General features: G+C 39.1%; 9 protein-coding genes, 1 pseudogene and 1 other annotated feature (1 of these 11 only partly in view). Of the genes and pseudogenes, 6 read left to right on the forward strand and 4 right to left on the reverse strand.

Going from position 1 to position 11,767, the window contains the following annotated elements; all coding sequences use genetic code 11:
* The 3 genes from J3U91_RS08835 to J3U91_RS08845 form a co-directional block, all read right to left on the reverse strand.
* Positions 1–1,011, reverse strand: a complete 1,011-nt coding sequence (locus J3U91_RS08835; RefSeq protein WP_002819553.1) for a zinc-dependent alcohol dehydrogenase family protein — start codon at positions 1,009–1,011, stop codon at positions 1–3.
* A gap of 152 nt (positions 1,012–1,163) precedes the next feature.
* Positions 1,164–2,039 (reverse strand): fructokinase ScrK, encoded by an 876-nt coding sequence (gene scrK, locus J3U91_RS08840; protein WP_002819554.1) that lies wholly within the window; start codon positions 2,037–2,039, stop codon positions 1,164–1,166.
* 257 nt (positions 2,040–2,296) lie between these two features.
* Entirely contained in the window at positions 2,297–3,274 is a 978-nt protein-coding gene (locus J3U91_RS08845) for a D-2-hydroxyacid dehydrogenase (protein ID WP_002819555.1), read from the reverse strand.
* 167 nt (positions 3,275–3,441) lie between these two features.
* Here J3U91_RS08845 and J3U91_RS08850 point away from each other — a divergent pair, with 167 nt between their 5' ends.
* The 6 genes and pseudogenes from J3U91_RS08850 (at position 3,442) to J3U91_RS08875 (ending at position 9,674) form a co-directional block, all read left to right on the forward strand.
* On the forward strand, positions 3,442–4,086 hold the full coding sequence (locus J3U91_RS08850; protein ID WP_002819557.1) for a TetR/AcrR family transcriptional regulator: 645 nt from the start codon (positions 3,442–3,444) through the stop codon (positions 4,084–4,086).
* Positions 4,079–5,802 (forward strand): annotated as a pseudogene (locus J3U91_RS08855) (ABC transporter ATP-binding protein). The gene J3U91_RS08850 and the pseudogene J3U91_RS08855 overlap by 8 nt, the downstream one beginning before the upstream one ends.
* Positions 5,802–7,688 carry an ABC transporter ATP-binding protein gene (locus J3U91_RS08860; protein ID WP_032804851.1) on the forward strand — a complete coding sequence of 629 codons (1,887 nt, stop codon included), beginning with the start codon at positions 5,802–5,804 and terminating at the stop codon, positions 7,686–7,688. Before J3U91_RS08855 ends, J3U91_RS08860 begins: the two are co-directional and overlap by 1 nt.
* On the forward strand, positions 7,688–8,167 hold the full coding sequence (locus J3U91_RS08865) for a hypothetical protein (RefSeq protein WP_002819565.1): 480 nt from the start codon (positions 7,688–7,690) through the stop codon (positions 8,165–8,167). Before J3U91_RS08860 ends, J3U91_RS08865 begins: the two co-directional genes overlap by 1 nt.
* Positions 8,168–8,173: 6 nt before the next feature.
* Entirely contained in the window at positions 8,174–8,611 is a 438-nt protein-coding gene (locus J3U91_RS08870; RefSeq protein WP_002819566.1) for a hypothetical protein, read from the forward strand.
* 115 nt (positions 8,612–8,726) lie between these two features.
* Positions 8,727–9,674: a GRP family sugar transporter gene (locus J3U91_RS08875; RefSeq protein WP_002820910.1), complete on the forward strand. Its 948-nt coding sequence runs from the start codon at positions 8,727–8,729 to the stop codon at positions 9,672–9,674.
* A 93-nt stretch (positions 9,675–9,767) separates the two neighbouring features.
* On the opposite strand, the gene J3U91_RS08880 is transcribed toward J3U91_RS08875, so the two are convergent.
* Positions 9,768–11,441, reverse strand: a complete 1,674-nt coding sequence (locus tag J3U91_RS08880; RefSeq protein ID WP_002819568.1) for an oleate hydratase — start codon at positions 11,439–11,441, stop codon at positions 9,768–9,770.
* Positions 11,442–11,711: 270 nt separating this feature from the next.
* Positions 11,712–11,767, forward strand: a binding site (T-box leader); it runs 205 nt beyond the window's last position.

Below are 11,767 nucleotides of genomic sequence, written 5' to 3' on the forward strand. Positions count from 1 at the left end.
TTAAGCACCTACTTTAACAACAGCTTTGCTGACATTTTTAACACTGCCATCAAGATAATCGGAAACTTTATCAAGTGATGGTTCATTACTAATCAAAGACAATACGTCCAATTTCCCGCTCGACAACAATGCCAAAGAATCTTCAAAAGCATTAGGGTTGATAAAGGAACCTTGAACTGTAAGTTGCTTTTGATAAACCTCGTAAGTATTCATTTTGAATTCCTGATTTGGTTTTCCGACACCAAACATCAAGACTTGCGCTCCTTTGACAGTTGCATTAACGGCTTGTTCTTGTGTTTCGGGAAGACCGACTGCTTCGATCACAACATCATAATCAGCCGGAATCTTGTCGCGAGTCGTATTGTAAGTATTGGTAACGCCAAATTTTTCTTTGTTCAGAGCCAGCTTTTCATCGATAATACCGGCAAAATCCACTTGATGAACTCCGTAAGCACGCAGAAGTTGAACAAACAATTGACCCATAAAACCATCACCGATTACCAGAGCCTTTTGATAAGGCGTTAACTTTAACAACTTAACACCGTGAACAGCACATGAAATCGGTTCGGTTGTGGCGGCGGCTTTTAAAGAAACGTTGTCAGGAACCTTGTAAACCTGTGTCGAAGGTGCTGTGAAGTATTGTTCCAAACCTCCGTTACGGGTAACACCGACGGCCGACAAATTATCACAAAGTTCTGGACGGCCAGTCCGGCAATAGAAACAGTGGCCACAGTATATGTTCGGATCAACCGTTACCCGGTCGCCGACCTTGACGCTTGTAACTTTCTCACCAACTTCGGAAACAACCCCGGAATTCTCGTGTCCCAAAACAATTGGTGGAACCGCAGCGGCCGAACCCGGCAAACCATTGTAAAGAGCATGGTCGGTTCCACAAATTCCGGCGTATTTGGTCTCGATCAAAACCTCATTTGCCTTCACTTGAGGCTTGTCGACTTGTTCAATTTTCATATTCTTAACGGCAGTTAATACTAATGCATCCATCGTTGCCATAATAAAATCTCCTTTTTTCAACAATTGTCAATTTAAGAATCAACAAAGGAATCATTATTCAAAATGGGAAATAATCTTTAATTCAAACCCTTTTATGTGAAATAATTCACTTATTGTATTATATCACTATTAAAATAATTTTTTCACTAACTTTATTTACGATATTCCAAAAGTGCCAAAGCAAAATCGCCTAAAGTCGCTGATCCGTTCTCCTTGATTGCCGGCATCACAATATAATCTTCCAGTTTTCCAACATCGACATAATCATTTAACAGCTCTTTAAACTGGACACGAACCTTTTTCAAAAATTCCTCGCTAACGACGCCGCCGCCAAAAACAATCTTTGCCGGGCGAAGTGTCAAAGTAACTTGAATCGCTGCTTGAGCAACATAATAAGCCACTATGTCCCAAACATGGTCAGTCAGTGGAACGTTTTGACCTTTTTTACCGGTTCGCGCTTCAAAAGTCGGACCGGAAACGAGTCCCTCAAGGCAATCGCCGTGAAAAGGACAAATTCCTGGAAAGTCCAAATCATCCGGATGACGCTTTAAACGTACATGCCCCATTTCCGGATGGCCAAGATCACCGATAAATTTGCCATTCACAATCGCGCCGGCACCAACACCAGTTCCGATCGTGTAATAAACCAAAGAATTAATATGCTCGTTGAATAAAGTCGAAATAACATATTCTCCATAAGCCGAACCATTAACATCAGTGGTCCAATGAATTGGTACATCAAAATCTTTTTTTAAACGACCTACGAAATCAACATCGGCCCAACCGGGTTTTGGCGTATTTGTTATGTAACCATATTTAGGCGAATTGCGACGCAATTCAATCGGTCCAAACGAAGAAACGCCAATCGCTTTTACATCGTCAAATTTCTTAAAATATTCGACACATTTTGTCAATGTTTCTTCTGGTGTAGTCGTTGGAAAACGAACAATATTTTTTGTCCGGTAATCCTCATTGCCGACGGCACAAACAAATTTGGTACCGCCAGCTTCAATGCTTCCTAGTAACACTCGCATCCCCCTCTGGTACAAAAATAAGAATTGATATAAAAAACAATCAATTATTTCACTCTGAAGGATAAATAAATCCAATTCAGAATCAGTTCTATCAAGTTTTTTCCGATCCAACCAGATTTATAAATCCTTCATTAACTTGATGTTAGCGTTTTCAAAAAAAGCAATAAAGTGAAGTTTTCCACAAAATTCAATTAGTTTGTGGAGAGCTTTTTGACTGTTTTTAGGGATTGATTTAAATTATTTTTAAAAGTTTAATAAAGAATTTCATTCTCGATATGTTTGCCTTGAGAAAGGGCAATCGCATCGTTTAAAGCTATTTCAACCATATTTTTAACGGCCAGGTTCGTATAAAAAGCCACGTGTGGCGACAGTAAAACGTTGTCCCTCGACATTAATTCCTGAACATCAGCCGGAAGTTTGTCAGGATTTTGGATTTTGCCCATAAACTCGGTTTCATTGGGCAAAACATCCAGAGCTGCTCCAGCTAATTTTCCGCTACGCAAATTTTCCAATAAAGCCGAAGTTTGAATAATCCCTCCGCGGGCAAAGTTTAAAATGTATGCATTCTTTTTAACTTTTTGAAAAAAATCTTTGTCGGCCATACCATTGGTCTGCTTGTTTAAAGGCGTATGGAAAGTGATAACATCAGCCCTTTTCAAAGCATCGTCAAGATTTGTATAATCCAAAAAAGCTTCATTTTGAGCATGGTAAACCGGATCAACTGCCAAAACCTTCGCGCCAAGTACATGAAGCATCTCAGCCAGAGCCGAACCAATACGTCCAGCGCCGATAACAGCGACCGTTAGATCATGGATTTCTTTCCCCTGAGGGGCTGCAGACCATAACCAATTACCCGATTCTGTGGCCTGATAATATCTCTTGTTGTCACGGATCAGGTTTAAAAGTTGTGTCAATGTGTATTCGGCAATCGCTCTTGGCGAATAAGCTGCGACATTTGACGCACGCAGTCCGGCTTTATGAATCGCATCGATATTTAAAATATCGTAACCAACCTGACGGATACTGATTTGCCTGATACCTAATTCAGCCAGACGAGAATACACCATGTCAGGAATGTTGACCGTCTGTTGGGTAACAACCGCATCGAAACCGGCTGCCAAATCGACATTTTTTTCGGATAAATAATCGGTTTCCTGAACGATTTCATGGCCAGTACGATTGGCAAACTCTTCAATATAAGGTACTTCATCTTCGAAAACAGCATACATTAGGATTTTCATATTGTTGCAATCTTAACAAAAAAAATCCTCGATAACAAACTAAAAGATATCGGATTATGAAAAGGAAAACAAAATCTTTTTCTTGACTTTTAATTTTAATAAAGTTATTATGACATGTTGTCATATGACAACATGTCATAATAAAAACAATCTGTATGCCGAAAGAAACTTTTTACAATTTAAGTGAAGAAAAACGTCAAAGGATTATTAATTCCGCTGAAAAAGAGTTCTTCCGCGTGCCCTTATCAAAGGCAAGTATTGCCAATATAGTTACTGGAGCCCAAATCCCTCGGGGAAGTTTTTATCAATATTTTGATGATTTGAATGATTTGTATCATTATTTTTTTGAAAAAAAATTTCAGGGCTTTCATGAAAATTTCAAAAAAGAACTCGAAAATCACCAAGGCGATTTGATTGAGGCATGGCGGCAAGTCGCAAAAAAAGTCTTGAGAAGAATTGTGAATGGCGAGAATTCGATTTTTTTCGAAAATGCTATTTTCGGTTTGAATATTCAACGAGATCAAAATATTATTGATAGTTTTGCGAATTTTCATCATCCGGAAAACAAAGCACCGGAATATTTCGATGAGATAGATTTCTCTTTTTTGAAAATAAAATCAAAAAAGGATCTGATAACTTTGCGGCACATAATGTCGGGAATCATCATTCAAGCAGCAACGGCCTACTTTTCAAAATGCGATTCCGGTCAAAAAGTGGATTTAGAAGATATCCTGGAAGGAATAGACAAACAAATAGACTGGTTAAAATACGGAGTATATAAGGAGAAAGAGCATGATTAAATTAGCCAAAGGAAGAATGAGCATATGGGCAGTTGCAGCATCAGTCGTTTTTATGATCATTCAGGTTTATACGATGCTGCTTTTGCCTGATTTGACTTCTAATTTAATCAATAACGGCGTTATCAAAGGCAATATAAACTACATATATCATACAGGTGTCTGGATGGCCTTATATTCGTTCATCTCGGTTTTAGCCGGTGTGGCTAATGTTTATACTTCAGCGATTGCCTCACAAAAACTTGGGATGCTCTTAAGACGCGATATCTATAACAAAGTAATGAGCTTTTCCAACAAAGAATTCGACCAAATCGGCACTTCGTCTCTAATTACAAGAACAACCAACGACGTCGTCCAAATTCAAAATGTCGCCATGATGTTTTTAAGGATGATGCTTATGTCTCCGATCATGCTGGTGGCGGCCAGTATTATGGCCTATAGCAAGTCGCCTCAATTAACAAAAATTTTTCTCGTATCGATTCCGGTTTTGGTGATTGTAATCGGTATTGCGATGTACTTTGCGATACCACTTTTCAAAGCAATGCAGAAAAAAACCGACCGAATCAATCTGGTTTTTCGTGAGGGACTGACTGGTGTCCGGGTTATTCGTGCTTTTGGGCGAGACAAGTTCGAACAGTCTCGTTTTAAAGATGCTAACGATGATTATACAGACAATGCCATAAAAGTCTTTACAATTATGTCGGCAATTTTTCCTTTGGTAACCTTGATAATGTCTGGAACAAATGTCGGTATCACTTGGTTCGGAGCAAAATTAATCTCCTATCAGGCAATGCAAACCGGTGACCTGGTTGCCTTTATGACCTATGCAATGCAGGTTATGATCAGTTTTATGCTTCTGTCAATGATCTTCGTAATGGTTCCTCGTGCCCAGGCCTCGGCGGATCGAATCAATGAATTATTTAATTCCAAATCAACAATTATAGATCCCAAAGAATCAGTAAAAGCCCTTGAGAAACCGGAACTGTCTTTCAAAGACGTTGAATTCTTTTATGATGGTGCTGAAGAAGCAGCGCTCAAAAACGTAAACTTCTCTGCCAAAATTGGTGACACAGTCGCAATTATTGGTGGAACCGGCTCTGGAAAAACGACTTTGATTAATTTAATTCCGCGTTTTTACGATATTGACAAAGGATTAATTACAGTTAACGGTCAAAATATCAAAAACTACCGTCAACATGATCTTCGCGATTTAATAGCTCTTACGCCACAAAAAGCAACCCTCTTCACCGGAACTGTTCGCGATAATCTTAAATATGGAAATCCGAATGCCAGCGACGAAGAACTCTGGCATGCCTTGGATGTTGCCCAAGCCAGTGATTTCATTAAAGAACTGGACGGCGGTCTGGACGGCCACGTTGAACAAGGGGGCGACAATTTCTCTGGAGGCCAAAAGCAGCGCTTGGCAATTGCCCGTTCTCTAGCCAAAAAAGCTTCAATTTACATCTTTGACGATAGCTTCTCGGCCTTGGACTTTAAAACCGATGCCAATTTGCGGGCTGCTTTGAAAAAAGACCCAGAAATTAAAAAATCAATCGTTGTTATCGTTGCCCAAAGAATTTCAACGGTTGTCGATGCCGATACTATTCTAGTTCTTGAAGACGGAAAAATGACCGGTGTCGGCACGCATCAGGAATTAAAGAAAAAAACAAAGCATATCAAGAAATCATTGACTCGCAGATTCGGAAAGGAGATCAATAATGGCCGAAAACAACAAAACGACTCAAAAACATCCTGGCGGCCCGCGCGGTTTCGGACCGCATGGTGGCCCGGGTCTGGTAGAAAAACCAAAACATTTTTGGCCAACCACAAAACGTTTATTCGGTTATATGAAAAAGCGTTGGCTGGCTGTCAGTTTTGTGGTCGTTTTTGCAATCGGATCAGCAATTTTCCAAGCACAAACTCCAAAAATTCTTGGAAAAGCAACGACTCAAATTTATGAAGGAGTTCTCTCGGGAGCTGCCGAAATAAAAGCCGGGATGCACATTTCCACTTTGCCGATGAATTGGTACAAAATTATCAGTATCGTGATTGAAGTTATTGTCTTATATATACTGGCGGCAATTCTTTCTTTTGCACAACAATTTATCATGACGCGTGTTTCCCAGCATACCGTTTTCGATCTTCGACGCGACTTGAAAAACAAAATGCGGAATCTTCCGATCAGCTACTATGACACACACTCCAATGGCGATATTATGTCCAGAGCAACCAATGATATGGATAATATTTCGTCGACTCTGCAACAAAATTTGACCCAGCTGATTACCTCGATTGCAACCTTTTTCTCGATTCTTTGGATGATGATCTCAATTTCGATCCCATTAACTTTATGGGTTTTGATTATCGTACCTGTTTCAGTTGTTATCATCGGAATCGTCGCACCCCGTTCACAAAAATATTTTTCCGATCAGCAACGCCACTTGGGATTATTGAACAATCAGATCGAAGAAACTTATGCCGGATATACAATCGTCAGAGCCTATAATCACGAAGACAAAGAACGACAAAGCTTTGCAGCAGAAAACGATCAAATTTATAAAGCCAGCTGGAAAGCCCAATTTATTTCCGGCATGATTATGCCTCTAATGACCTTTATCAATAATTTGGGTTACATCGGCATTGCAATTCTCGGTGGGATTAAAGTCGCTAATGGCAAAATTCCAATCGGTGATATTCAGGCCTTTCTTCAATATACCGATCAATTCAGTCAACCGATTTCTCAAATTACCACTCTTACAAACCAAATTCAATCAACAATTGCTTCTGCAGAGCGTATTTTTCAAGTTCTTGATGAACCGGAAATGAAAAATAATAAGCAAAATCTTCCGGTCAAAAAAGAAAAAGAAATAATTAATTTCGATCACGTTCAATTCGGATACAATCCCAATGACGAATTATTGATGACCGATTATAATTTGCCGGTTAAAAAAGGCGAAATCGTTGCGATTGTGGGACCGACCGGGGCTGGAAAAACGACTATGATCAACCTTCTCGAACGCTTTTACGATATAAAAGCCGGTTCGATCCGTTTCAACGGCCAGGATACACGTGATATGAGCCGCGAAAAATTACGTTCCCACTTCGCAATGGTACTTCAAGACACCTGGCTTTTCACTGGAACAATCTATGACAATATCGCTTACGGAAAAGAAAATCCATCAAAAGATGAGGTTATTAAAGCGTCAAAAGCCGCCCACGTCGACACTTTTGTAAAGCAACTGCCAAAAGGATATAAAACAATTCTTAATGAAGAAGCGTCAAATATCTCTCAAGGGCAGCGGCAATTGATTACAATTGCGCGAGCTTTTCTTGCCAATCCGGAAATTCTGATTCTCGATGAAGCGACTTCTTCTGTTGACAGTCGAACAGAAGTCCAAATTCAACATGCAATGGAAACTCTGCTAAAAGGAAGAACGAGTTTTGTCGTCGCACATCGTCTTTCAACAATCCGCGATGCTCAGCATATTGTCGTTATGAACCACGGATCAATTGTTGAAACCGGAAATCATGACTCGTTAATGAAGAAAAACGGTTTTTATGCCGATCTGTATAATAGCCAATTTTCCGGAAAGGTGGTTATCTGATGAAGAAGTCAACGAAAATAATTTCAGAGATAATCCTTCTCCTTTTAATAGTTTCCGGTGTCAGATATTATATCTTTCGCCCAGCGAAAGTCGAACCGGATAAAACAGTTTACAAAGCAAGTGGTTTGTCCACGAATATCAAGGGAACCGCAACTAAAAATAAATTTATCAGCTATTCAATTAATGACGGAAAAAAGCATTCTGTTCGAATCAGATCGAATTCTTTTGCAATAAATATTCCAAGTTCGAATAAAGAACAGAAAGTAACGATTTATAATGGCAACGTATCTGCCAAAATAGTTGTTAAAGCAAGTAAACAATTGGCTGACTACCAAAAATTCGCCAAAAAATATAATCAATCTTTAATTGCCAGTTCCCTACCGAAAAGCATTATTAAAAAAGCAAACGAATTAAAAAAAGCGCAAGCGGCAAAACAAACAACGGCCGCCGAAATCGCTCGAATGAGTCGGACCGAATAACTTCAATTGGAAGAAAAAAACAAAGAATTAAAGCAGGACGCCAAAGAAGTTCAAGCGGCAACAGCGAAGTTGAAATCAGAAAACAAGGATAACCTTCTACCGAAAAAGCTTAAAAATGCGATTAAAAATGCTGTTAGCAATAAAAATTATATTATAAGAGTCAACGTCGCTAATGGTCGATTAATCGGAATATCCTTAATCGTCCCGGCTAAATTGCTTTCAAGCGGAAGCAATAAAAAATCAGCTCAAACTTTCGCAACAACTTTCGCCTTGCTGGCTAATTCACTTGGCGCCAATTCAAAAAACGTTTTAGAAAAGTTCACAAAGTTTGCCAAAGAAGCAAAAACATCGCAGACAACCTCTTTGAAGACAATCAGCTCAAAAGGAATTAAATTTGATACCGGCTTTTCAACCAAGAAAATCTATATCTTCATTACTAGATGAGAATTCTAATTTTTAAAATTGGGACTTTTTTCACTTGAAAGGGGTTACCAATTATTCTATAGTTAAAAGGTTGTTTTAAACGTTTTACAACATAAAAAAATAAGAAAGGTATTTTATGGGAATTTTAATTGCCTTGATTCCTGCCATAACTTGGGGATCAACTGGCTTAGTTAACACAAAAATGGGTGGATCAGCTGCCCAACAAACACTCGGCATGACTTTCGGCGCATTAATTTTCGGTTTGGCAGTAATGCTGTTTTATGTGATTCCAAATCATATTTCGCTTGATTACCGCATATGGATAGTCGGCCTATTTTCCGGAATTTTTTGGGCAGTTGGTACAGCTGGACAATTCGTCGCCTATAAAGATATGGGCGTTTCTTCGGCTTTTCCGCTTTCAACTGCCGGACAAATTGTTTCAAACGCAATAATGGCAGCAGCCGTTCTTGGCGAATGGACAACAATTCAGATGTGGATTTTCGGTGCAATTGCCATTACATTGGTTACAACTGGCGCGCTTTTGACTTCCGCTCGTTCAAAAGCTTCCAAGTCTACCAGTACCCAAAGACCGGCTGCCTATTCACACGGGTTGATTGCTCTTCTGCTTTCAACAATCGGCTACATGCTTTACTTTGTTTTTCCAAACTTGATGTTCAAAGTCGGCTTTATCAGCAAGGCCGTCCATGAAGCTAATAATGGCGCCAGCTACATGACGGCAATCATTGGTCCTCAAGCAATCGGCCAGGTTATAGGTGCTTTTATTATCGTAATTTTTGTTTTCCACGAATCCGAAAAAATGTTTCAAAAAGCAACTTGGAGAAATATTTTAACCGGTTTAAACTGGGGAGTCGGAAATTTATTTATGTTTATTTCAACGGCCAACCCGGCAATCGGGCAAGCAACGGCCACAACCCTTTCACAGATGGGTGTGATTGTCGGAACCTTCGGTGGAATTTATCTTTTACACGAAAAAAAGACTCGCGATCAAATGGTTAAAATAGTTATCGGCTCTGTTCTTGTCGTGATTGGCGGAGTTTTGATCTCAAATTTAAGCAAACTTTAAAAGTTTTGCAAATAAAAAAGCATTCAGATAGAGAATGCTTTTTTATTTATCGAAGTTTCAATTTTTCAAAAGTTTCTTCTGGTGAAAAACAAATTACTTAAACATCTTCTTTGTGGCCCTTGCAATCACTTTTGGATCTTTTTCATAATGATGAAGTTTGGTTAATTTACTAGAAGGAATACCGAGGAATTTGTAAACGGCCACCTGCGCCGCTCGAATCGAATATTGTTCGGTAAAGACCATATCGAAGGGCATTTCAGCAAATTGACTAATAAAGGCTAAATTTTTAGAATTCTTTGGTACAACCGCAGGACGGTCCCCAACTGCGCGCCGGTTAAAAAGAGCACTGGCATAAGGCATATAAACCGGAATCACGTTAACAACCGAATCCCAAATCTGGTCAAGATGATCACCGATTTTATCAGCTGCCCCATCGACTTCATTTAAATGACCAATCAATTCACTAAGAATTTCCCGACCGGTCATTTCAATAAATGGTTTGTCAACATAGTCCCCTTTCTTTCTAGGAAACATTGCATAGCCCCAAAAAACGGTCTCATTTTCTTTTTGAGCTTTAAAGTGTGGCTGATGATGAACAACGATCGAAAGCAAATTATTCGAATCGACCCAAGTATTTAAGGCATTGCCGGGTTCCTGCTGAGTAATTCGGGTAATTTGATTCAACAAGAAATGATTATTGGTTGTCACCGTGAAGCTCATCCATTCGGATTGCGAACGGTCGTTGAAAAACTTATCCGGATGGCCAAGGGAATAAAAATGCTCGGTTGCTTGTTTCCACAAAGCTGCTGATGGAGCATATTCTTTGTTTTCGACAATTGCTGTGTCGATATCACCGATACTTGCCGAATCAGTAATCGCACCGTTTGTATCAAAAATAAAATCATCTTTTTCAACGTTGATTTTTGATTTCTTTCCAGAATCAACATTTTCCAACTCCAAGCCGGTCACGATAATGTCATCGCGAAAAGGCGTATCGGCAAAATCAAAAGCAGTAACTTTAGTATCGTTTACAAATTCAACCCCGCTATTTTCCAAATACTTCCGCATTGGCAAAATAATCGATTCATATTGATTGTAAGGAGTTCGCGTAACGCCTTCCAGAGTATTAATTCGGGAAAACTCTAAAATCATTCGGTTCATATAACGGCGAAGTTCCATCGCCGAAGATTCTTTTTTAAAAGCAAAAGTCGTTTCCCACATATACCAGAAATTAGTTGTAAAGATGTGCGGACTTGTCTTAAACCACTCCTCAATCGAGATGTCGTTTAATTTTTCTTCATCCTTTTCCGGCATCAGCATTAATTTGGTCAAAAAACTTCGATCGCGCATATTAAACTGCATCTTTTCGTAATCATTTTTACCGTTAATTCTCAAACCATTGACTTTGTCCATCAAACGAGCAACATCGTGGGTTGGATGGGCGTGATCAAAATGTAAAATATCGTCGGTCACTGACTGACCAGGATTATCTAAAGACGGAACGCTTCGCAAAATGTCCCAGAGATTTTCATAAGTCGCCTCATTAAGCATGCGACCACCCTCGGCCAAAAAGCCCTTTGTATTGCTTAATTTAGGCCCCCGGTATTCCTTGGTATATTCTTCAACCAAATTACCATCATTTGCGCCGTGGGTATTTAAACCATACATTGTGATTTGTTTGCCAGACCATTTGCCATCACGAATTAAATATATTCCAGCAGACAGATTTCCAATTCCAGTTCCGATCATATAAACATGTTGTGTCATAAGATTACTCCTTTAACAATTTCGGAATGAATATTCATTCAAAACTTTATATGAACTATTTTACACCCCTAAAAAAACTTTTTCTTAAATAAGAAATAAGCCAATAAATTCATCAAAATTTCTTCTGTCCACAAATATAAATTAGCAAGATATTTATCTTGCACCATTTGCTCCTAATAAAGAAACGCTAGATCTGTTTTGTGTCTCTCTTTCTTTTTTAAAAATGTTTGACAAAGCAATCGGCCCTTGTTATATTGTGTTACGTAGATTTCAAACGAATTGATCCGGAAAGTACTTTTCCAGTAATGTCTAGAGAGTCGGTACTA

The organism is Oenococcus oeni (genome assembly GCF_020510245.1).
Taxonomy (GTDB): Bacteria; Bacillota; Bacilli; order Lactobacillales; family Lactobacillaceae; genus Oenococcus; species Oenococcus oeni.

Excerpts from the sequence above, each read along its gene's own strand:
- J3U91_RS08835 (WP_002819553.1), bottom strand. The coding sequence starts at position 1,011 with ATGGCAACGATGGATGCATTAGTATTAACTGCCGTTAAGAATATGAAA.
- J3U91_RS08845 (WP_002819555.1), bottom strand. The coding sequence starts at position 3,274 with ATGTATGCTGTTTTCGAAGATGAAGTACCTTATATTGAAGAGTTTGCC.
- J3U91_RS08850 (WP_002819557.1), top strand. The coding sequence starts at position 3,442 with ATGCCGAAAGAAACTTTTTACAATTTAAGTGAAGAAAAACGTCAAAGG.
- J3U91_RS08860 (WP_032804851.1), top strand. The coding sequence starts at position 5,802 with ATGGCCGAAAACAACAAAACGACTCAAAAACATCCTGGCGGCCCGCGC.
- J3U91_RS08865 (WP_002819565.1), top strand. The coding sequence starts at position 7,688 with ATGAAGAAGTCAACGAAAATAATTTCAGAGATAATCCTTCTCCTTTTA.
- J3U91_RS08875 (WP_002820910.1), top strand. The coding sequence starts at position 8,727 with ATGGGAATTTTAATTGCCTTGATTCCTGCCATAACTTGGGGATCAACT.
- J3U91_RS08880 (WP_002819568.1), bottom strand. The coding sequence starts at position 11,441 with ATGACACAACATGTTTATATGATCGGAACTGGAATTGGAAATCTGTCT.